At 67.6% G+C, this 22,256-nt stretch carries 16 protein-coding genes; 3 read left to right on the top strand and 13 right to left on the bottom strand.

Annotated elements, in window-relative coordinates; all coding sequences use genetic code 11:
* Positions 1-4: 4 nt before the first annotated feature.
* The 8 genes from modC to ptsP form a co-directional block, all read right to left on the bottom strand.
* A complete protein-coding gene (modC, locus tag DQG17_RS10080) occupies positions 5-1,123 on the bottom strand; it encodes a molybdenum ABC transporter ATP-binding protein (RefSeq protein ID WP_116132721.1) in 1,119 nt (372 codons plus the stop codon).
* The gene (gene modB, locus DQG17_RS10075; RefSeq protein WP_198666085.1) at positions 1,120-1,794 is read right to left on the bottom strand and encodes a molybdate ABC transporter permease subunit; all 675 of its coding nucleotides are present in this window, start codon (positions 1,792-1,794) and stop codon (positions 1,120-1,122) included. Before modB ends, modC begins: the two co-directional genes overlap by 4 nt.
* A gap of 19 nt (positions 1,795-1,813) precedes the next feature.
* The gene (gene modA, locus DQG17_RS10070) at positions 1,814-2,572 is read right to left on the bottom strand and encodes a molybdate ABC transporter substrate-binding protein (RefSeq protein ID WP_116132720.1); all 759 of its coding nucleotides are present in this window, start codon (positions 2,570-2,572) and stop codon (positions 1,814-1,816) included.
* Between the two features lie 46 nt (positions 2,573-2,618).
* Positions 2,619-3,419, bottom strand: coding sequence for a TOBE domain-containing protein (locus DQG17_RS10065; RefSeq protein ID WP_116132719.1), 801 nt, complete (start codon positions 3,417-3,419; stop codon positions 2,619-2,621).
* Positions 3,420-3,766: 347 nt separating this feature from the next.
* Entirely contained in the window at positions 3,767-4,312 is a 546-nt protein-coding gene (locus DQG17_RS10060; RefSeq protein ID WP_198666084.1) for a hypothetical protein, read from the bottom strand.
* A gap of 278 nt (positions 4,313-4,590) precedes the next feature.
* Complete coding sequence (locus DQG17_RS10055) at positions 4,591-6,396, bottom strand: PTS fructose-like transporter subunit IIB (protein ID WP_116132718.1); 1,806 nt, start codon at positions 6,394-6,396, stop codon at positions 4,591-4,593.
* A 24-nt stretch (positions 6,397-6,420) separates the two neighbouring features.
* Positions 6,421-7,377, bottom strand: coding sequence for a 1-phosphofructokinase (pfkB, locus tag DQG17_RS10050; RefSeq protein ID WP_116132717.1), 957 nt, complete (start codon positions 7,375-7,377; stop codon positions 6,421-6,423).
* A gap of 11 nt (positions 7,378-7,388) precedes the next feature.
* Positions 7,389-9,866 (bottom strand): phosphoenolpyruvate--protein phosphotransferase, encoded by a 2,478-nt coding sequence (gene ptsP, locus DQG17_RS10045; protein ID WP_116132716.1) that lies wholly within the window; start codon positions 9,864-9,866, stop codon positions 7,389-7,391.
* A 67-nt stretch (positions 9,867-9,933) separates the two neighbouring features.
* Here ptsP and DQG17_RS10040 point away from each other — a divergent pair, with 67 nt between their 5' ends.
* Positions 9,934-11,388, top strand: coding sequence for an ABC transporter substrate-binding protein (locus tag DQG17_RS10040; protein WP_116132715.1), 1,455 nt, complete (start codon positions 9,934-9,936; stop codon positions 11,386-11,388).
* The gene (locus DQG17_RS10035; RefSeq protein ID WP_116132714.1) at positions 11,385-14,069 is read left to right on the top strand and encodes an ATP-binding protein; all 2,685 of its coding nucleotides are present in this window, start codon (positions 11,385-11,387) and stop codon (positions 14,067-14,069) included. Before DQG17_RS10040 ends, DQG17_RS10035 begins: the two co-directional genes overlap by 4 nt.
* Here the strand turns inward: DQG17_RS10035 and DQG17_RS10030 are convergent.
* From DQG17_RS10030 to DQG17_RS10010, 5 genes are all read right to left on the bottom strand, one after another.
* Positions 14,036-14,755, bottom strand: a complete 720-nt coding sequence (locus DQG17_RS10030; protein ID WP_116132713.1) for a response regulator — start codon at positions 14,753-14,755, stop codon at positions 14,036-14,038. The genes DQG17_RS10035 and DQG17_RS10030 overlap by 34 nt on opposite strands.
* 117 nt (positions 14,756-14,872) lie before the next feature.
* Positions 14,873-16,603 (bottom strand): N-acetylglutaminylglutamine synthetase, encoded by a 1,731-nt coding sequence (gene ngg, locus DQG17_RS10025; RefSeq protein WP_116132712.1) that lies wholly within the window; start codon positions 16,601-16,603, stop codon positions 14,873-14,875.
* A gap of 162 nt (positions 16,604-16,765) precedes the next feature.
* Positions 16,766-18,547 (bottom strand): N-acetylglutaminylglutamine amidotransferase, encoded by a 1,782-nt coding sequence (locus DQG17_RS10020; RefSeq protein ID WP_116132711.1) that lies wholly within the window; start codon positions 18,545-18,547, stop codon positions 16,766-16,768.
* 140 nt (positions 18,548-18,687) lie between these two features.
* Positions 18,688-19,911, bottom strand: a complete 1,224-nt coding sequence (locus tag DQG17_RS10015) for a M20 family metallo-hydrolase (RefSeq protein ID WP_116132710.1) — start codon at positions 19,909-19,911, stop codon at positions 18,688-18,690.
* Entirely contained in the window at positions 19,911-20,567 is a 657-nt protein-coding gene (locus DQG17_RS10010) for a DUF1028 domain-containing protein (RefSeq protein WP_116132709.1), read from the bottom strand. The genes DQG17_RS10015 and DQG17_RS10010 overlap by 1 nt, the downstream gene beginning before the upstream one ends.
* Positions 20,568-20,662: 95 nt before the next feature.
* On the opposite strand from DQG17_RS10010, the gene DQG17_RS10005 reads away from it, so the two are divergent.
* Positions 20,663-22,240 carry an ABC transporter substrate-binding protein gene (locus DQG17_RS10005; protein WP_116132708.1) on the top strand — a complete coding sequence of 526 codons (1,578 nt, stop codon included), beginning with the start codon at positions 20,663-20,665 and terminating at the stop codon, positions 22,238-22,240.
* Positions 22,241-22,256 lie beyond the last annotated feature (16 nt).

The following is a 22,256-nucleotide window of genomic DNA, read 5'->3' as shown; positions in this document are numbered from 1 at the left end:
GGGGTCAGGGATGAGGGTCGGATACGGGCGTGTCGGCGGCGGGGCCGGAATCCCGCAGCGCCACGGCTTTCAGGCGGGCAATGACCGTCTGGCCCGGGGCGAGGTCGAGCCGGTCCCAGGAATAGCGGCTGACCCGTGACAGCAGCGGCGCGCCACGCCCGTCGGCGCCGAGCGCAAGCCGAACCGTCATCTGCCGTCCGCCCGTCTGTTCGGCCCCAAGGATCAATGCCGGCAGCGCGTTCAGGATCGTGGTATCGACCGGCGCCCTGCGGCCAAGGCTGACATCGCTTGCCGGGATCCTCAGCCGCCGAACGCTGCCGACGGGGCCGAGATCGCCCGCGACCAGCAACCTGCCGCCCGGCACCTCGAGTTCCGTCAGCTCATAGCGGGGATCGACCGACAGCACGCGGCCGTCGATCACCGCCGCGGGCTGGGGCATGTGAACCAGCGGCAGGTCCGGGTCGGCCAGCAGATCGGCGATGGGTCCGGCGGCACGGACCCGCCCCGCCTCCATCAGCACCAGCGTGTCGGCCAGCCGCTCGACCTCGGCAATGTCGTGGCTGACATAAAGCACCGGGATCGACAGCGCCGCGTGCAGCCGTTCCAGATAGGGCAGGATCTCGTCCTTGCTGATCCGGTCGAGCGCGGACAGCGGCTCGTCCATCAGCAGAAGCTGCGGTTGCGACAGCAGCGCCCGACCGATTGCGACGCGCTGGCGTTCGCCTCCCGACAGCCGGTCGGTGGGGCGGTCGAACAGGCGCGCGATGCCGAGCAGGTCCACCACCTCGTCAAAGCCGATCCGCTGTGGCTCGCCCCGCACCCGGCGCTGGCCAAAGCTCAGGTTTTCGCGCACCGAAAGATGCGGAAACAGGCTTGCCTCCTGGAACACGTAGCCGAGCGGCCGGCGATGGGTGGGGCGGAACCGCCGGCCGTCCTGCCAGCTTTCGCCGTTCACGATGAGATGGCCGTCCGGCAATCGCTGCAACCCGGCGATGCAGCGCAGCACGCTGGTCTTGCCGCAGCCCGAGGGGCCGAAAAGTGCGGTCACGCCGTGGCCGGGCGCGGTGAAGGCGGCATCGAGCCGGAAGGCGCCGAGCGCGCCCGCAAACCGCGCGTCGATCATCGCCCACCCCTCCCGCCGACCAGCCGGCGTTCGACCTGGGTCATGAACAGGATGACGGCGAAGGACAGGATCAGCATGCCGCCTGCCAGCACATGCGCCCGGCCCCATTGCAGGGTCTCGACATAGTCGAAAATCGTCGTCGACAGCACCTTGGTGCGCCCGGGGATCGACCCGCCGATCATCAGCACCACGCCGAATTCCCCCACCGTGTGGGCGAAGCCCAGGATCGCCCCGGTCAGCAGACCGGGGCTCGCAAGCGGCAGCGCGACTGTGACGAAGGCGTCCCAGGGCGAGGCGCGCAGGGTGGCTGCCACCTCCATCGGGCGCGGTCCCATCGCCTCGAAGGCATTGCGGATCGGGTTGACCACGAAGGGCATCGAATAGATCACCGATCCCAGCACCAGCCCCTCGAAGGTAAAGGCCAGCGGCCGGCCGACCAGCGTGGTCAGCGGGCTGCTCGGCCCCATCGCGATCAGCAGGTAAAAGCCGAGCACGGTGGGCGGCAGCACGATCGGCAGCGAGACGATGGTGGACACCACATCGCGGGTCAGGCTGCGCCCGCGCGAGAGCCACCATGCCAGCGGCGTGCCGAGGATCAGCAAAAGCAGCGTGGTCAGACCGGCAAGCTTCAGCGTCAGAAGGATCACTTCGATCATCGCGGCGTCGAACATGGTGGCTCTCCGTCTGCTGTTACTGGCCTACGCCATAGCCGTAGCCTTCGATGATCGAGAGCGCCTCGGCCCCCTGCAGGAACGCCAGATAGGCCTTGGCCGCCTCGTTGTTGCCGCCCTTCACCAGCAGCACCGCGTCCTGCCTGATCGGGGAATACAGATCGTCCGGCACCAGCCAGCTTGAGCCGCTGTCGTCGGCGATGACCTGCGACAGCGCGACAAAGCCCACCTCGGCATTGCCGGTGGCGACGAATTGCTGGGCCTGGCTGATGCTTTTGCCCTCGACCAGCCTGGGTTTCAGCGCGTCGTAGAGTCCGAGCGCCTGCATCGTCTCGACCGCGGCCGCGCCATAGGGGGCAGTCTGCGGGTTGGCATAGGAGACATGGGTCAGATCGGGGCTCGACAGGATGTCGGGGGTGCCGTCGATGGTCTCGGGGTCGGCACTCCACAGCAACAGCTTGCCGGTGGCATAGGTGAACCGCGTGTCAGGGACGGCGAAGCCTTCGGCTTCGGCCTTCTCGGGGCGGGCCTGATCGGCGGCCAGGAATACCTCGAAGGGCGCGTCCTGAGTGATCTGGGTATAAAGCTGGCCGGTCGAACCGAAGCTGTAGCTGACGGTGTGGCCGGTGGCGGCGGTGAAGGCGGTGCCGATGTCCTTGGCCGCTGCGGTAAAGTTCGCGGCAACGGCGACAAGGATCTCGTCTGCCTGGGCTGCGGTGCCAATCAGCAGGGCAAGCGCACAGACGCCGCTGCGCAGGGCGGGATGGGAAAAGTTCATGTTACTGGTCCTTTCGGGTCGAAACGTCACTGGTTCTCGGGTTGGGTCAGGGCAGGGCGACGATGACATGGCTGGCCTTGAACATCGCGGTCGCAACATCGCCGGGCTTGAGGTCGAGCGCCTTGGCACTGGCGATGGTGACGATCGAGGTGACGGTCTTGCCGTCGCCGATATCGAGGATGATCTCGCTGTTCACCGCGCCGTCCTCGCGCGAGGCGACCGTGCCGGTCACCACGTTGCGGGCCGAAACCGGGGTGGTCAGTTCGCCCGCGGCAAGGATGATGAACGGCGCCTTGATCAGGGCATAGACCTCGGTCCCTTCGCGGATCCCCATGTCCGTGGCGCTGCGCTCGGTGATGACGGCGGTCAGGATCTGGCCGTCGGTCAGCTTCATTTCCACCACGGAATTGACCGCGCCTTCGGTCACGCCGGTGACCGTGCAGAGGAAGGCGTTGCGGGTACTTGTCTGCATCGTGAGACTCCTGACGATGTTCGATGAACTGAGGGAGAGATCGGCAAGCTCGGCGTCGAGTTTCGCGAAGGCCCGGGTCAGGACGTTTTCCACTCGGTTGAAGCTGGCGATCAGGGCGTGGCCGGCCGGGGTGACCTCGGCCCCGCCGCCCGACTTGCCGCCGGGGGTGGCGGTGACGACGGGTTGCGGGAACAGGTTGTTGAGCGTGCCAATCCCATCCCAGGCGGCCTTGTAGGACAGACCGACAGATCGCGCCGCCGCGGCAATCGAACCGTGTTCGGCCACCGCCTGAAGCAGCAGGATCCGGTCCCGGCCGATCCGCGAGGTGCCCTCGCGGGTCAGGGTCAGGGCGGCTTTCAGCTTGGCGTCGGTCATGGGGATCTCCGGGACGACAGGGTGCGTTATGTGGTTAGCCTACATAACGCATACCAGCAATCGCCGTGCCAAGTCACAACCGGGCAAAATAGTGCAATCCGGTCCGACATTCCGGCCGGTCCTGGCGCCGGAATGTCGGATTTCCTCCAAATCTGTGACAGACGACGTGCAGACGATCGACCACTCCCCGAATGAAAAGAGCCGTCCGTTCCGCGTCTGCGGTCTGACGTCGGTCGCTATCGGGGGGACGCGCCGGACAGGGCCGGCGTCAGGTTGCAGGGCTGTTTGCGAACAGCGCCGCCTGTGCCAGACGCCCGACCGTGGCGGCCGGGCGCCTTGGGCAAATCTCAGTAGTAGCCGCGGCGATAGGCCCGCCGGTCTGCGCCCGCGAAGGACACCGGGGTCAGCGGCCGGCCTATGATGTCGATGAACAGCGAGGCATTCTCGCCCAGCACCGGCATGTCGCCACTGAGGATTTCGACCGTATAGTGCAGCGCGTCGCCCGTGAGCACCGGATTACGCAGCACGACCACCGCCTGTTGCAGCCCGCCGTCGACCAGCACCGAGATATCGGCATTGGGGGGATCGGATTCAAAACTGTCGGTGCCCTGCCCCCAGGAGGCGACGAAGGTTTCGGTCTTGGTGTTGCCTGCGATCCGCTCGGGCCGGTCCGAGAAGAACAGCGTCACCGGGCTGACCCCGTTCAGTGTCAGGCGGTTGGCGTCGGCGGCATAGGCCATGCCGCTTGCGGTCTGCACGAACAGGAAATCGGCCGTGGGGTCTGTCGCCTCGGTCTGATCTGCCCGGGCGGCGCCGGCGGCAAGCAGGGCAAACCCGGCGCTTCCGGCAAGGATATCGCGGCGCGTCGCCCCGCGAGTGGGTTTCGAAGTCATGGTTCTGTCTCCCTTCGGCGCGCATGGATGCCGGCGCGCTCGTTGCGTGCTCTGTCTCTTTGCCTCGGTGCGCGCCGCCCAAAGGGGCCTGCAGGGGGCCCGTGGCGATCATGCCTGCTTTTTCTGCCAGCAGCCGGCCGCTTTTGTCGAGGGTCGAGATCGTCCCGGCTGCAGCAAATGGCGCCGACCGAGAACACACAAGGTCCGAAAACGGAAAACGCCGGCGGTCGGGGGACCGCCGGCGATTGCCCTGTTGCCCTGTCGGGGCCGCGTGCGCCTCAGACCGAGGCGATCAGGTGGTCCTCGACGACCGGCTTTTTCAGCACGATCAGCATGGCGGTGGTGATCAGCGTGCCGATCACGATGGTGGCGGCATAGGCGGCGAGGTTGGTGACCGCGTGCGGGATTGCGAGCACGAAGATCCCGCCGTGCGGTGCCACCAGCTGGCAGCCCAGCATCATCGACAGCGCTCCGGTAACCGCCGACCCGACGATGATCGAGGGGATGACCCGCGCCGGGTCCTTGGCCGCGAAGGGGATCGCGCCTTCGGTGATGAACGACAGGCCCAGCACCGCAGCGGCCTTGCCGGCATCGCGCTCTTCCTCGGTAAAGCGGTTCTTGGCGATCATCGTAGCCAGCGCCAGCCCGAGCGGCGGGGTCATGCCAGCGGCCATCACAGCGGCCATCGGGGCATAGGTCTGGCTGGTCAGCAGGCCGACCGCAAAGGTATAGGCCGCCTTGTTGATCGGTCCGCCCATGTCGACGGCCATCATGCCGCCCAGAAGCAGGCCCAGCATGACCGCGTTGGTGGTGCCAAGGCCCTGCAGGAAGTTTGTCATTGCGGTCATGATCGCCGCGACCGGCGTGCCGACGACATAGACCATGACCAACCCGGTCACGAGCGTCGACAGAAGCGGCAGGATCAGCACCGGCTTCAAGCCTTCCAGGTTCCGCGGCAGCTTGATCGTGTCGCGCAGCCAGCGGGCGACATAGCCGGCAAGAAAGCCCGCGAGGATCCCGCCAAGGAAACCGGCGTTGAGGTTCACGGCCAGCATCCCGCCGACCAGGCCCGGGGTCAGGCCCGGACGGTCGGCGATGGAATAGGCGATGTAACCGGCCAGCACCGGCACCATCAGCGCAAAGGCCGCGCCGCCGCCGATGGACATCAGCGCGGCAGGGAAGGTGCCTTCCTGCTTGAACGCCTCGATCCCGAAGACGAAGGACAGCGCGATCAGCAGACCGCCCGCAACGACCAGCGGCAGCATGTAGGACACGCCTGTCAGCAGGTGCTGATAGGGGCCCGACTGCTTCGACTTGCGCGCCGCCTTGGCCTGTTTGACCGCATCGACATAGCTTTCGCCACCGGCTGCGGCGCCGCCGCCCATGACCTCGCCATCCGCAATCGCCTCGTCCAGGACCTTGGCCGCGCCCTTGACGGCCGCGCCAACGCTGGTCTTGTAGATCTTCTTGCCGACAAAGCGGCTGTCGTCGACATGGGTGTCGGCCGCGATCACCACCAGATCGGCGGCGGCGACCTCTTCCTCGGTCAGCGCGGTCTGCGATCCGACCGAGCCCTGGGTCTCGACAGCGATCTCAAAGCCGCGGGCCTTCGCCGCCTTTTTCAGCGCGTCGGCTGCCATGAAGGTATGGGCGATGCCGGTGGGGCACGAGGTGATCGCGACCACCTTCAGCCCCTGTGCGGCGGCGGGTGCCGCGGCGGCGGCCGGGGTGGGGACTGGCTTGGTCACTGGGGGTGTTTCCTTCGCGATGTTTGCGGCCCCGATGGCCGCGACGGCGGCCTCGATCACCGCTTCGGTGTCGCGCACGGCGCGGCTGGTCGAGGTTTCGAATACCGGCTTGCCGGCAAACCGCGCCGGATCGACATGGATGTCCGCCGCGATCAGGGCGACGTCGGCGTCCGCGATCTCTTCGGGTTCCAGCCGACCCTCGACGCCCTGCGCGCTCTGGCGCTCGACGCGGATCTGGTGGCCCATCAGGACGGCGGTTTCCTGCAAGGCCTCTGCGGCCATATGAGTATGCGCAATACCGGTTGGGCAGGCGGTAACGGCTACGATCTTTGACATGGGGTCCTCCCGGTCTGTCAGTCGTCAGTGAAGGTCGATCACGGTCACCTTGACCGCGCGGGAAAGCTCTTGGATCCGGCTTTTCGGCGGCAGGTGTGGGCCGATCTCGCCGAGCGCGCCAAGTGAGAAGGCAGTGGCAAGCCGTGCCGTTTCCTGCAGGCCAAGGCCGAGGGTCGCGGCGTGGATCAGCCCCGCCACCATGGCGTCGCCGGCGCCGACCGTGCTCGCGACCGCCACTTTCGGCGGCACGGCGAGGATGGCCGCATCGGGCATGGCCATGACCGCCCCCTGCGCGCCCATCGAGACGACGACAAGGTTGATGCCGGTCCGGGTCAGTTCCAGCGCCGCATCCACCACGTCCTTCTGGGTTTCGAGCGGACGTTGCAGCAGCGCGGACAACTCGGCGATGTTCGGCTTGATGATCTCGGGCCTTGCCTTCAGCGCTTCGGCCAGCGGCATTCCGCTGGTGTCGAGCGCCACGGCGGCGTTGCGCGCCCGCGCCATGGCGACCAGCCCGGCATAGGCATCGGGGTCGAGCCCTTCGGGCAGGCTGCCGCAAAGCGCAACCCAGTCGAGCCCTCGTGCCAGAAGCGCGTCAAGCTTGCTGGTCACGGCGGCCAGATCGGCATCCGTGGCGCGGACGCCGGGAAAGTTCAGGTCGGTGACCCGGTCGTTGACCGGATCGACGATCTTGACGTTGGTGCGGGTCGCACCGTCGAGCCGAAGGCAGGCGTCCTCGATCCCGGCCGTGGCGAAGTGGCGGGCGAACAGCGCCTCGTTTTCGCGGCCGAGCAGCCCTGTCACGGCGACCTTGTGGCCGAAATGGGCAAGGAACGAGGCGACGTTGACGGCCTTGCCGCCGGCGTCGACGCGCACGGTCTCGACCCGGTTCACCGCGTCGAGGGTAAAGTCGGGGACGGTCACGGTCTGATCGACCGCCGAATTGAGCGATACGGTCGCGATACGGGGATGAGCGGTCATGATTTCCTCCCTCAGCGCAGGGCGCGCACGGCGGCGGCGTCGGGGCAGGCCAGCGCGCGCTTTGCCAAGGCGCGGTTGTCGGCCATCGACTGGCGGCGAAGCTGTGCCTTGACCGCCGCAATCGAGGGGATCGAGACCGACAGTTCGACGACGCCAAGCCCGCTGAGCACGCTGGCGCCGATCGGATCGGCCGCGATCCCGCCGCAGGCACCAACCCAGATGCCGGCCGCATCGGCGGCCTTCACCGTCATGTCGATCAGCCGCAAGACCGCCGGATGCAACCCGTCGGCCTGCTTGGCCAGCACCGGGTGCATCCGGTCCATGGCCAGCGCGTATTGCGTCAGGTCGTTGGTGCCGATCGAGAAGAAATCGACCTTCTTCGCCAGTTCCGGCGCCATCATCACCGCAGACGGGATCTCGATCATGATCCCCATCTCGACGGGCTCGGCCCCGACCTCGATCCGGACCTCGTCGGCGATCTTCAGCGCCGCGTCCAGTTCATGGGTCATGGCGATCATCGGGAACATGATGCGCAGCGGGCCATTGGCCGAGGCGCGGAAGATCGCGCGCAGCTGGCTGCGGAACAGGTCCTCGTGCGCCAGGCAGAACCGGATGCCGCGTTCCCCGAGGAACGGATTCTGTTCGACCGGCATCCTGAGGTAGGGGATCTCCTTGTCGCCGCCCACATCGAGCGTGCGGATGATGATCGGCAGGCCGTTCAGCGCCTCCAGCATCGCGGCATAGATCTCGTACTGCTCGTCCTCGCTCGGCGGGTGGTCGCGGTTGACGAACAGGAACTCGGTGCGCAAGAGCCCCACGCCCTCGCCACCGGCATTGACCGCGGCGATGGCTTCGGACACGTCGCTGATATTGGCGACGACCTCGACGCGCTTGCCGTCGGTGGTCAACGCGGGCTTGAAACAGTCGCGCTTCTCGATCTCGCGCTGTGCCTTCAGATCGACAAGTGCCGCACTGGCGCGGGCCTTGTCGGCGGCGCTCGGATCGAGGATCAGCAGCCCATGTTCGCCGTCGAGCACCGCGGGCGTGCCAGCGGCCACCTCCATCACCGTCATCCCGGCGCCAACGACGGCAGGAATGTCGAGCGAGCGCGCGATGATCGAGGTGTGCGAGGTCGGCCCGCCCGAGGCGGTGCAAAGCCCCAGCACCAGCGCGGGGTCAAGCTGTGCGGTGTCCGAGGGCGTCAGGTCGTCGGCCACGAGGATGCAGGGTTCCTTCGGCAGCAGGTTCTCGTCCTTCTCGACCTTGCCGAGCAGGCGCAGGACCCGCAGACCCGCGTCGCGCAGGTCGATGGCGCGGCCGGCCAGAACCTGATCCTTCATCGCCGCCAGGATGTCGGCGCGTTCGTTATAGGATTCGTGCCAGGCGTAGGCGGCACTGCGATGTTCGCGGATCAGCGCCTGCGCGGCCTCGATCATTTCGGGGTCGTCGAGGAATTCCTGATGCGCCCGGAAGATGCCCGCCTTGGCGGGCCCGGATTTCTTCCAGACCTCCTCGTAAAGGTCCTCAAGCTGGCGCCAGGCCGTCTGCAGCGCCTGGTCGAGCTTCTTGCGCTCGGCCTCGGCATCGGCCGCGTCGGGGTCGAAGACGATCTTTTCGCGGGCGAACTGGAACACCGGCGCAATCGCAAAACCGGGGGAGGAGGAGATGCCGGCGATGGTGCGGCCATCATAGCTTTCCACCGTGCCGGCGGGTGCCCGGGGTGCGGCCGCGGCCGCTGCCTCGCCCGCTGCCTCGTCTTCGTCCTCCAGACCGGCCTCGAAAGCCGCGCGGATGGCGGCCAGCGCCTTGCCGGCGTCGGCCCCTTCGGCCGAGACGTGCAGTTCGGCACCGCCCGCGGCGCCAAGCTTCAGGATCGAGATCAGGCTTTTCGCGTTGGCGGCCTTCTCTCCGTGGCGGATCCGGATTTCGGCATCAAAGCCCTTGGCCAGATCGACCAGCGCCGTTGCCGGACGGGCGTGAAGCCCGTGGGCGCCGGTCACGGTGATGTCAAAACCTTCAGCCAGATCCTCGGCTGCCTTGGCGGGTGCCGCATCGGCGGGCGCCGCCCCGGTCAGCCTTGCAACGATGTCGGCGGGGTTCTTGGTGGTGGCCAGCCGGTCGGCCTCGTCGGGTTCGCCCAGCACGTCGGTCAGGTTGGTCAGCACCTTCAGGTGCTCGTCCGACTTCGCGGCGATGGCGACGACAAGGCGGGCGATGTCGCCCGGGGCCCATTCGACACCCTCGGGCAGTTGCACAACCGCAATCGCTGTCTCGTGGATCAGGTCGCGGTCTTTCGGCAGGCCGTGGGGGATGGCGATGCCGTTGCCGAGGAAGGTGTTGGCCACCTTCTCGCGCCCCATCATGCTTTCGCCATAGCGCGGGTCGATCTTGCCCGCTGCGGTCAACAGGTCCACCGCCTGCGCGATGGCCTCGGCCTTGGTTGCGGCCTTGGCGCCGATTGCCACGAGATCGTTTGTCAGGGTAACCACGTTTTCTCCTCCGCATGGTTCGTGTCATGCTGTTGGGGATACAGAACCGCAGCCAGATGAACCGGATATGTCGCCAATCGCGCGCCTGTTTGTAACAATTGTAATGCTGCTGACCGCGACGGCCCTGGCTGGCGCTGCGCCGTTGCGGGTGTTGACCCGCGACGGCACCCCGATTGCCGGGCCCGCGATCCGCCATGGCGAGAGCTTCGCCGCCGCAACCGGAATCCCGGTCGAGGTGACACAGCGCCCCTTCGACAGCCTCTATGGCGAGATCATGGTGGGCTTCGTCACAGGCCAGGTGCCGGCCGATGTGCTGATCTTTCCCTCGGCCTGGTTGCCCGACTTCGCCCCCTATCTGGCGCCGGTCCCCGACGCGCTGGTCCGTGGCCCGCTGGTGCAGGGCGTGGTTCCGGCCTATCGCGACGCGCTGATGCGCTGGCAGGGGCGCTGGATGGCGGTGACGCTCGACGGCGATCTGCACATGGGCGCCTATCGCCGCGACCTGTTCGAAGACCCGCAAACCCGCGCCGATTTTGCGGCAGCCTTCGGCCGCCCGCTTGCCCCGCCGCAGACCTGGGACGACTATCTGGAGATCGCCGGATTTTTCGCCGGTCGCACCGGCCCCGACGGACGGCCGCTTGCCGGCACGCTCGAGGCCTATGCCGAGGGCGGGCAGCGTCTGTGGTATCTGTTCAGCCACGCGGCGGCCTATGCCGCCGATCCGGGGCACCCCGGGTATTTCTTCTTCGACCCCGAGACGATGGCGCCCGAGATCGACAACCCGGCCTGGGTCCGGGCGCTTGGCGATTATCTTGCCGTGCGCGCCGCAGGCCCGCCCGACGCCGCCGATATTGCCAGCCACGACGTGCGCGCCCGATTTGCCGAAGGGCAGGCCGCGATGGCCATCGACTGGTCCGACATCGGCGTTCTCGCCACCGACCCGACTTACAGCCGGGTCGCAGGCAAGGTCGGATTTTTCATTCTCCCCGGCAGTCGCGAGGTCTGGAACCCCGCGAGCGGCGCGTGGGAGGATCTGGCGGCCGTGCGGCCCGTGCCGTTCCTTGCCTTCGGCGGCTGGATCGCCGCGGTGCCGCTGGCGGCGGCCGATCCCGCTGCCGCCTGGGACTATATCGCCTGGCTTGCCGCCCCCGAACGCGCCGACCGCGATGTGCGCGACGGCAATTCGGGCCTGAACCCCTATCGCAGCGCCCAGCTTGACCAGATCGACGCATGGTCGGCGTTGATGGGGCCAGAGGCGGCGCGCGCCTATCTTGCCGTTCTGCGCGAAAGCCTGTCGCTGCCGCAGACCGCGCGCGACCTGCGCCTGCCCGGTTATCCCGCCTACATGGATGCGCTCGACACCCAGATCGGCCGGGTTCTGGCGGGCGAGGTCGCGCCGGAACAGGCGCTTGCCGCCGCCGCCGTCGCATGGGACCAGATCACCGACCGGCTCGGCCGCGCCAGCCAGCGCCGGCACTATCGCGAGGCGATGGGATTGGACCCGCAAGGAAACGCGCCATGAAACTCGGCGGCATCCAGGGCAGGCTGCTGCTGATCTTTGCCCTGTCGGCGCTGGCGGTCGTGCTGGCAGGTCTTGCCGCGTTGCGCGCGCTCGACCAGATCGGCGGCGCGGCCGAGGCGGTGACCGGCCGCGACCTGCCGGCCGCGACCGCCGTGCTGCGGCTCGCCCGGACCGGCGAAAGCCTGCAGCAGCGCGGTGCCAGCCTGATTGCGGCCGACGAACCCGATGCGCTGGCCCGCGAACAGGCGGCGGTGGAACGCGATCTTGAGAGCTTTGCCGCTCAGCTTGCCGTTCTGCGAACCGCGCAGGGAGACCAAGGGGGATCAGCCGACCAGATCCTGCAGCTTGCCGATGGCCTTGCCGCGCGGCTGCGCGATCTGCGCGGCGCGCTCGACGACCGCGCCGGGCTTGCCGCGCGGCTGGAGGCCGAGCGTCTGGCGATGCTGGGCGAACAGGACCGGATGCGCCAGATCATCGGGCCCTCGATCCTTGCCATCGCCGCGATCACCGGCGGCAGCACGGATACGGACGCCGCGGTCTATCGCACCGCGGTGCGCAGCCAGGCGCCGCTGCTTTCGGCCGAACGCCTGATCGATCTTGCCGTCGCCGATCTGCTGCTGGCGGTCGCCACCCGGACCGCGCCGGAACTGGCCGAGATCCGCGCCCATTATGCCCGCATCCTGTCGCAGCTTGGCCCGACGACGAATGCGCTGCCGGCGGGGCTCCGCCCCGGGGTGGCCGACGCCGTCCGAACCTTCGACCGGCAGGCCGGGCCCGAGGGGATCTTTGCCCTGCGGCAGGCCGAGCTTGCAAGCCTGGCGCAGGCCGGAACGGCGCTCGACGATACAAGGCTGCTGGCCGCGGACGTCAAGGCCGCGGTCGACCGACAGGTGATTGCCGCCAACGATTCCATGGCCGCGGTGACCGAAGACCTGCGTCAGACCATCGTGTCGCGTACGACGCAGTTCATCACCATCGGCCTTGGCGTGGTGCTGCTGGCCTCGGGCCTGTCCTGGGTCTTCGTCATACGCCCGCTCGGGCGCAACCTGTCGGGCGTCACCGAGGCGATGACACGCCTTGCCAGCGGCGAGCGCGAGGCGCAGGTCCCGGGCGCCGAACGCAGCGACGAGATCGGCGATCTGGCCCGCGCCTTCAACGTCTTTCGCGACAACGCGTTCCGGATGGAGCATCTCGACCGCCAGCTGGCCGAACGTTCGGGTCTGCTGCTTGCCACCTTCGAGACCATGAAGGACGGGTTCTCGGTCTTCGACCGCGACCGCCGCCTTGTGGCCTGGAACCCGCATTTCCTGACGCTTTATGGCTTCGAGCCGCAGGACCTGGCCGAGGGCATGCCGATTGCACGGGTCAACCGCATCCTCACCGAACGCGGCGCGACCGCCTTCATGCGCAACGGCGAGGCGGTGGATCTTGAGACCCTGTCGCAGCGCCGGCTGTTGCTGACCCAGCGATACGAACTGCGCTTTCCCGCCGGCCGGGTGCTAGAACTGCGCTCGAACCCGATCCCGCGCGGCGGCTTTGCCACGATCCATATGGACGTGACCGACCAGCGGGCAACCGAAAGCCAGCTTTTGCAGGCGCAAAAGATGGAATCGGTGGGCCAGTTGACGGGTGGGATCGCGCATGACTTCAACAACATCCTCGCCGTCATCATCGGCAACCTGAACATCATTGCCCGCGAACTGACCGGCAATCCGGCGCTGAAGACCCGGGCCGAACGGGCGCTGGCCGCCGCCGACCGGGCGGCGGGGCAAGTCAACCGCCTGCTCGCCTTCTCGCGCCGGCAGCGGCTGGCGCCCGAGGATGTGGACATCAACGCACTGGTCGCTGGCATGCTCGATCTGCTTGGCAACAGCCTTGGCGCCGGGATCAACCTGCGCACCGAGTTCGGCGAGGCGTTGCCGCGCGCCCGGGTCGATCCCGGCCAGCTTGAGAATGCGCTGATGAACCTTGCGGTCAATGCCCGCGACGCGATGGAGGGCGCGGGCGAGATCACCGTCACGACAGGCCCCGCCGCCGCCGGATTCATCGAGGTCTCGGTCAGCGACACCGGCACCGGCATCCCCCCCGATCTGCTCGATCAGGTGTTCGAGCCGTTCTTCACCACCAAGCCCGCCGGCAAGGGCAGCGGGCTTGGGCTCAGCATGGTCTATGGTTTCGTGCGGCAGTCGGGCGGGACGGTGACGCTCGACAGTCGGGCGGGCGAGGGGACGCGGGTCACGCTGTGCCTGCCGGTTGCGACGGCTCCCGCCGTCGCGCCGCCGGTCCGGGGCGATGCGACGGGCGACGAATGCGTTCTGGCGGTCGATGACGATGCCGACCTGCTCGAGATCACCGCCGGTCAACTGCGGGCACATGGCTATTTCGTGGTGACGGCCGAAAGCGGCGACGAGGCCCTGGCACTGCTGACCGAGGTGCCCGAGATCCGCCTGCTTTATACCGACCTTGCGATGCCGGGCACGCTCGACGGGCTGGCGCTGGCACAGGCGGCGCAGGCGCTGCGCCCCGATCTGGCGGTGCTGTTCACCTCGGGCGCGCCCGGCAAGGCGGGCGAGGGGCTGGCCGATCTCTTGCGCAAACCGGTGCCCGAGGCCCGTCTGGTCGCCGCCGTCCGCGAAAAACTCGACGCTCAGAGCCTTTTGACGTCGGCGTCGAGCACATAGCCCGCGCCGCGTTCGGTGCGGATGATCTGCGGCGCCCGCGGGTTCGGCTCGATCTTGCGGCGCAGCCGCAGGATCAGCACGTCGATGGTGCGGTCAAAGACCTCGGCATCGTGCGAGCGCGTCTTTTCCAGCAGCTGGTCGCGGCTCAGCACCTGGCGCGGCGCCTTCACGAAGGCTTCGAGCAGCAGGAATTCGGCATTGGTCAGGGCCACCTGTTCGCCACCCGGGGTTTCCAGAACCCGCGCCGACAGATCGATCATCCAGCCCGCAAACCTGCGGCAATCATGGCCCATGGCGTCGGCAGCGGCGGACGGCTGCATCGCCGTCCCGGCGCGGCGCAGCACTGCCTTGATCCGTGCCACCAGTTCGCGCGGGTTGAAGGGTTTGACGACATAATCGTCCGCCCCCATCTCGAGCCCCACGATCCGGTCGATATCGCCGCCAAGACCGGTCAGCATGATGATAGGGATCGCCGAGGTGGCGCGCAGCCGCTGGGCGATTGACAGACCGTCCTGATCGGGCAGCCGGATATCCAGAAGGATCAGGTCCGGCGCCTGCCGTTTCAGTGCCTCTGCAAGCGCCGCGGCGCTGTCGGCCTCCGCGACCTCCCAGCCCTGCGTCTCGAGCTCGTAGCGCACCACGTCGCGCACGCCCGCGTCATCATCGACGATAAGTATCCTGACCATGACCGCCCGCCGGAGGGGCCTCGGGGCCCTCTCAATTTCCGTTCCATTGCGCAGGATGCGTCGCGCGAGCCTAGCGGGCGGGCGCGTTCCGGTCCATGCGGCAGATGCGATCACGGCTCATGCCTTTTCGGCCCCGCTCAGGCGCGCCGCCTCGGTCGCGAGCGTCATCGGGAACAGCAGGTCGATAAAGCGCTGCGCGGTCGGCTGCGGTTCGTGATTGGCAAGACCCGGCCGTTCGTTCGCCTCAATGAAGATGTAGTCGGGTTCCATCGGGCTGCGAACGATGAAATCGATCCCGGTCACCGGAATGCCGATTGCCCGCGAGCAGGTGATCGCGGCGTCGATCAGCGCGGGATGCGTTTCGGCCGTGACATCGAGGATCAGGCCGCCGGTATGCAGGTTCGCGGTCTTGCGCACCGTGACCTCGCGCCCCGCCGGCACCACGTCGTTCAGCGCGATCCCCGCCATCAGCAGGCAGCGTTCGGTTTCCTCGTCGAGCGGTATCGTGCTTTCGCCGCCGGTCTGCGCCGCGCGGCGCCGGCTTTGCGCCTCGATCAGCTCGCGGGCCGTGTGGTTGCCGTCGCCGGTGATCGTCGGGCGGCGGCGGATCGCTGTCGCGACCACCTTGTGGTCAATGACGACCAGCCTCAGATCCTCGCCGTCCATATAGCTTTCGACGATCACTTCGGAACACACCCGTCGCGCCCGTTCGACCGCTGCCTCGACCTCGTCGGCGTCGCGGAGATCGACCGAGACGCCATCGCCCATCTCGCCGCGCGCCGGTTTCACCACGACCGATCCGTGGGTCTTCAGAAATGCTGCCCGCGCCTCGGGCGTGTCCTCGGCCACCTGCTCGGCGACGTGCACGCCGGCCGACGAAACGATCCGCCGCGTGACCCGCTTGTCGTCGCAGATCGACATGGCGACGGCGCTCGTCAACTCGCTCAGCGCCTCGCGGCACTTGATCCGCCGGCCGCCGAGGCGCAGTTCGAACAACCCCGCCTCGGCGTCGATGACATGCACGTGGATACCACGCCTGCGCGCCTCCTTGACGATGATCTGGGCATAGGGGTTCAGCCCATCGGCCCCGGCGTCGCCGACAAACAATGGCTCGTTGATCGGGTTCTTGCGCTTGATGGTGAAGGCCTGAAAGCGCTTGAACCCGAGCTTGTCATAAAGCTTCATCGCCTCGGCATTGTCGTGGATCACCGACAGATCCATGGTGCGGGCGCCGCGCGCCTTCAGATGCGCCGCCAGCCGCCGGACCAGCCCCTGGCCGATCCCGGGATAGCGCGCCTGCGGCGACACCGCGAGGCACCACAGCGAGGAGCCACGATCGGGGTCGTTGCACGCCAGCCGGTGATCGACCCCCATGACGGCGCCAAGGATCGCGCCGGTCTCGTCCTCTTCGGCGACAAGCACGGTGATCGCGCGGGCATCCCGGTTCGACCAGAAAAAGCTTGGCGCCACCGGCACCATGCCATGGGCGGCAAAGATCGTGTTGATCGCCTCGGCATCGTGTTCGGTTGTCAGCCGGCGGATCGTCACGCCCGGTATCGGGCGCTTGACCGGCTCGTGGCGGGTCAGGTCCAGCCGGTAGGAATGCGACGGGTCGAGGAACAGCTCCTGCGGCGCCTCGGCCAGAACGACCTGCGGGTCCTTGACATAGAAGGCAATGTCGCGCCGCGCCGGCCCTTCGGCGGCCAGCGCCCGGGCCAGCGCCGCGGGGTCCTTGAACGTGTTGCCAAAGATCAGCCGCCCCCAGCCGCAATCGATGCTGGCGCAGGGCGTCGGTTCCGACGCGGCATCGGCCTTCGGGGGGTCCTGCGGTTCGGGTGCCTTGGTCATGGCGCGACCTCCTGTGCGGCCCGGGGGCTGGATCGGATCCACAAAGGTCCCCGAGCGGGGTCCTTGCGGGGCTTTGGCCCGCGATCGCGCCCGACCCGCCCCCGAGGGCCGCCGCGATCCTTCAAGTTTTCTGGTGGCGGCATCGCGCGCTCCGCTTCTCGCTCAGTCGATGCCCTGCGCCTGCAGCCACAGCTCCAGCATTGCGACCTGCCACAGCTCGGATCCACGCAACCTGGTGATATGGGCCTTCGGGTCGGCAAACAGCGTTTCGAGGTAATCCTGCCGGAACAGCCCGCGGGCCTGCGCGGCCTCGTTGGTCAGCGCGCCCCGGACCATGTCCAGATAGGGACCCTCGATGTATTTCAGCGCCGGCACCGGGAAATAGCCTTTGGGGCGGTCGATCACCTCCGCGGGAACGACCCTGCGCGCCACGCCCTTCAGCACACCCTTGCCGCCGTCGGCAAGCTTGTGCTGCGAGGGGATGCGTGCCGCCAGTTCCACCACTTCGTGATCGAGGAACGGCACCCGTGCCTCGAGCCCCCAGGCCATGGTCATGTTGTCCACCCGCTTCACCGGGTCATCGACCAGCATCACGTTGGTATCGAGCCTCAGCGCCTTGTCCACCGGATCGTCAGCGCCGGCGCGGCCGAAATGTTCCGCGACGAAGGCAAGGCTTTCGTCCTTGCCGGCCAGATATTCGGGTGCCAGATGCGCGGCCAGCCGCGCGTGGGTGCGGTCGAAGAACGCCTCGGCATAGGACGACACCGGGTCGTTGGCGTCCTGAAGCGGCGGGTACCAGTGATAGCCGCCGAACACCTCGTCGGCGCCCTGGCCCGACTGCACCACCTTGATCGTCTTCGCGACCTCGCGCGACAGCAGGTAGAACCCGATGTTGTCGTAGGAGACCATGGGTTCGGACATCGCCCGGATCGCATGGGGCAGGTTCGCCCGCATCTCGTCGGAGGGGACCATGATCTTGTGGTGATTGGTGCCATAGTGCTTTGCGATCAGGTCGGAATACTTGAACTCGTCGCCCTTCTCGCCATGCGCTTCCTCGAAGCCGATGGAATAGGTGGCGAGGTCCTTCTGCCCCTCTTCGGCCAGCAGCCCGACAATCAGCGAGCTGTCGACGCCGCCCGACAGCAGCACGCCCACGGGCACATCCGCGACCATCCGGCGGCGGACCGAGGCGCGCAGTTCGGCCAGCAGGATCTCCTCCCACTCGGCGGCACTGCGGCCAGCCTCCTCGGGGGTGCGGGTGAAATCGGGGCGCCACCAGGTCTGTTCCGAGGCGACGCGCCCGTCTGCCTCGAGGATGCGGATCGTGGCGGCGGGCAGCTTGCGCACGCCGTTCAGGATCGTGCGCGGGGCCGGCACCACCGCGTGCCAGGTCATGTAATGGTGCAGCGCCACGCGGTCGATCGAGGTGTCGATGCCGCCCGCCTGCACCAGCGCCGGCAGGGTCGAGGCAAAGCGCAACCCCTTCGCGGTTTCGGCATAATAGAGCGGCTTGATCCCGAACCGGTCGCGGATCAGGATCGTCCGCCCGGTCTCGCGTTCGCGGATCGCGATGGCGAACATGCCGTTGAATTTCGGGATCGCGGCGGCGCCCCATTCGGCCCAGGCCTTGACGATGACTTCGGTGTCCGCGTGCGAGGCGAAACGATAGCCCTTCGATTCGAGTTCCGCGCGCAGATCCTGATAATTATAGATGCAGCCGTTGAAGACGATGGTCAGGCCGAGATCGGTATCGACAAAGGGCTGGGCGCCGGCCTCGGACAGGTCGATGATGCGCAGGCGGCGGTGACCAAAGGCCCAGTCGCCGCGCGAGACAAGCCCCGAACTGTCCGGGCCACGGGGCGCCATGCAGTCGGCCATCCGGGCCACCGCGTCGACATTCGCCGGGCTTCCGTCAAAGGTTATCTCGCCGCAAATGCCGCACACAAGGCCATCCCCTCGCTTGTTTCGCTTGTGACCGGAGCCTATGGAAACCCGCCCGCGAGGTCAAACAGACCGGCGCAGATCCGCGCGCCCGACCCGCGCGGGTCGGAAAGCCCATGTCGATCAGAAGGTTGGCAGCGTCGCTATGGCCGGAGCCCGGTCCGGGCCAGCAGCAGGCGCTGCAACACCCCGATGGCCGCCGCCATGTCCTCGGGGCTGGCGAATTCCTCCGGGTGGTGGCTGATCCCCTCGCGGCAGCGCACGAACAGCATGGCGACCGGACAGAGGTCCGCCATGGCCGAGGCATCGTGCGTGGCCCCCGACATCAGCCGCAGCGGGCGCAGCCCGGTGGCGGTGATCGCCGCCTCGAGGTCATCCTGCAGGCCGGGGTCGCAGGCCTTGGCTGGCTGGCGATAGGTCTGTTCGAGGCTCAGCGTGCAGTCCCGCGCCGTGGCCGCGCGACCGGCCGCTGCCTCGACCGCCGCCCTGACCCGGGCGCGGGTTGCATCCTCGGCCGAGCGCAGCTCGATCGTGCAATCGACCCGCGCGGGGATCGCGTTGACCACATTCGGGGTAACATCGAGGTGCCCGATCGTGCCGACCGCCTCGGGGGTGGTCCGGCAGATCCGCTCGACCGCGCCCACCAGTTCGGCCGCGGCACAGAGCGCATCCTGGCGCAGCGCCATGGGCGTGGTTCCGGCATGGGCGGCGCGGCCTGTGATCGTGACCGAATGGCGTTCGATGCCCGCGATGGCGGTGACGATGCCGACGGGCAGGTCCTCGGCCTCCAGCACCGGGCCCTGTTCGATATGGGTTTCGAGATAGCCGATCACCTCGGCGCGCGGCCGGGCGACGCCCGCCAGCGCATCCGGGTCGCCAAATCCCGCCAGCGCATCGCGCAGCCGGACCCCGCCGCGATCCTCCATCCCGAGCACCGCCGGATCGAGCGTGCCGGCAAGCGCCCGCGGCCCGATCAACGCGGTCGGGAACCGCACGCCTTCCTCGTCGGCAAAGGCCAGGACCTCGACCGCAAAGGGCAGGGCCGTATCGCCAAGCGCCTGCAGCGCAAGGATCGGCAGCACGACGCCCATGATCCCGTCAAAGGCGCCGCCTCCGCGCACCGAATCCTGATGCGAGCCCATCAGGAAGGTGCCGGCGCCGGGGTCGGTGCCCTCGCGGCGCCCGATCAGGGTGCCGGCGGAATCGCGGCGCACCGCCAACCCCGCGTCCTGCATCCAGCCCGAGATGAGGTCGTTCGCGCGGGCATGTTCGTCGGTGAAGGGCAGGCGTGTCACGCCCGGCCCCGGCTCGGAAATCCTCGCCGCTGCCGCCAGCATCCGGGCGGCCCTCTGTCCGGGTTGGTCCATCATGCTCTCTCGGGCTCCCTTCGCGTCGGCAGGGCATCGAGCCACGCCCGATAGGCCGGATCGCGGGTCATGGCGAGCAGCCGGTCAAGCCGGTCGACCGGCGCCGGATCCCAGTCGACCCGCAGATCGAGCGGCGGGCGATCCTCGGCCAGCATCAGAAGCCCGGCCGACAGCGTGCCGCGCCGGTCGCTGCCCGCGGCAATGCCGGCCCGAAGCGCCGCAATCAACCGGGTTTCAAGATCCTCGCCGCCGCTCGTCAGCGCCCCGGCTGCCGCCTCGATCACCCTGCGCGAGCCCAACCAGTTGCCGGCGACAATCCAGTCCGGCCCTGAGAGGTGGCCGGTATAGGGGTGGTTGGCGGCGCCGTCATGGGCGGCCACGGCGCCCTCGCGGGTCAGCACCGAAAGCTGGCGGCTGGCGTGACCGGCATCGGCGGCAACGATCTGCGCGACTGCCTCGTCCGGCGCGACGCCGTCGGCGAGCCGCAGCAACACATCCTCGCCCCAGAGCGTCGATGGCAGATGCCCTTGCGAGGCGCTCAGCCCCACGCGCGGATCGCCGCGCAACACCCAGCCGCCGACACACAGGTTACCGGTGACCGCGGCCCCGCCGAGCGCGCCCGTCCGGGGGTCGCGCGCAAGCACAGAAAACGTCATGAGCTACCTCCTGCCGGCAATTTATCATGAAAATTTCTTGATGGAATAATTTATCGTGATAATTTCAGGGCAATCAACAAGGGAGCTTTTCTGCCATGAGTCCTTTTCCGCTGACGCGCCGGGCGTTCCACGCCCTTGCCGGCGCCACGGTCCTGTCGTTGTCGGTCGGGTTGCCTGCAGTTGCCCAGACCCCGCCGGGGGTTCTTATCGTGGGCCAGATCGCCGAGCCGAAGTCGCTCGATCCGGCCACGGTCACCGCCGCCAACGATTTCCGCATCCTGATGAACATCTATGACGGGCTGGCACGCTACAAGGACGGCACGCTGGAGCCTGAACCCGCGCTCGCGACCGGCTGGGACGTGTCCGAGGACGGCAAGGTTTACACGTTCCACCTGCGTGACGGGGTGAAGTTTCATGACGGTACGCCGTTCAACGCCGAGGCGGTGAAGTTCAACTTCGACCGGATGCTGGATGAAAATCATCCCTATCACGACACCGGCCCCTTCCCGCTGGCGTTCTTCTTTTCCTCGGTGACCGAAGTGAAGGCGATTGACGACTTGACCGTCGAATTCACTCTCTCCGAGCCCTATGCGCCCTTCATGGCCAATATTGCCTATGCCACGGGGCTGATCGTCTCGCCCGAGGCGGTCAAGCAATATGGCGCCGACTTTGGCCGCCACCCCTCGGGCACGGGGCCGTTCAAGTTTGCCGAATGGCGATCGAACGAGGCCGTGGTGGTCGAGAAGAACCCCGACTACTGGGACGGTGCGCCGCCGCTCGACGCCGTGGTGTTCCGGCCCATCACCGATGCCAACACCCGCACCGCCGAGATGCTGGCGGGCGGCATCGACCTGATGGTCGAGGTGCCGCCCGACGCGATCTCGGAGTTCCAGAACGACCGCTACCAGATCTTCGAGGCGGCGGGTCCGCATGTCTGGTTCCTGATCCTGAACGCCAAGGAAGGCCCCTTTGCCGACAAGCGTGTGCGTCAGGCAGCGAACTATGCGATCAACAAGCAGGCGCTGGTCGACAATGTGCTCGAAGGCACCGCCGAGGTGGCCGCCGGCCCGACCCCGCCCGCCTTTGGCTGGGCCTATGACGCGACGCTCGACCCCTATCCCTATGACCCCGAAAAGGCGAAAGCGCTGATCAAGGAGGCCGGGGCAGAGGGCGCGAAGCTGACGTTCTTTGTCACCGAGGGCGGCTCGGGGATGCTCGACCCGATCCCGATGGGCACCGCGATCCAGGCGGATCTGAAGGCCGTGGGGCTCGATGTCGAGATCAAGACCTTTGAATGGAACACCTTCCTTGGCGAGGTGAACCCCGGGCTCGAAGGCAAGGCCGACATGGCCGAGATGGCCTGGATGACCCAGGACCCCGACACGCTGCCGTTCCTCGCACTGCGCACCGGCGCCTGGCCCGATCAGGGCGGCTTCAACTCGGGCTATTATTCGAACCCCGAGGTCGATGCGCTGCTGGAAAAGGCGCGCGTCTCGACCGATCAGACCGAGCGTGCGGACCTTTACAAGAAGATGCAGCAGATCGTGCATGACGACGCGCCCTGGGTCTTTGTCGCCAACTGGAAGCAGAACGCGGTCGCAACTGCCGCGGTCGAGAACTTTCAGCTTCAGCCCTCGTTCTTCCTGATCCTCAAGGACGTGGCCAAGAACTGAGCCGAAAGGGGCCGGC

The sequence above is a fragment of the Tropicimonas sp. IMCC34043 genome, from assembly GCF_003390845.1.
Taxonomy (GTDB): Bacteria; Pseudomonadota; Alphaproteobacteria; order Rhodobacterales; family Rhodobacteraceae; genus Tropicimonas.
The sequence above is the reverse complement of the archived record's forward strand: the minus strand, read 5'-3'. Positions and strand labels throughout refer to the sequence as shown.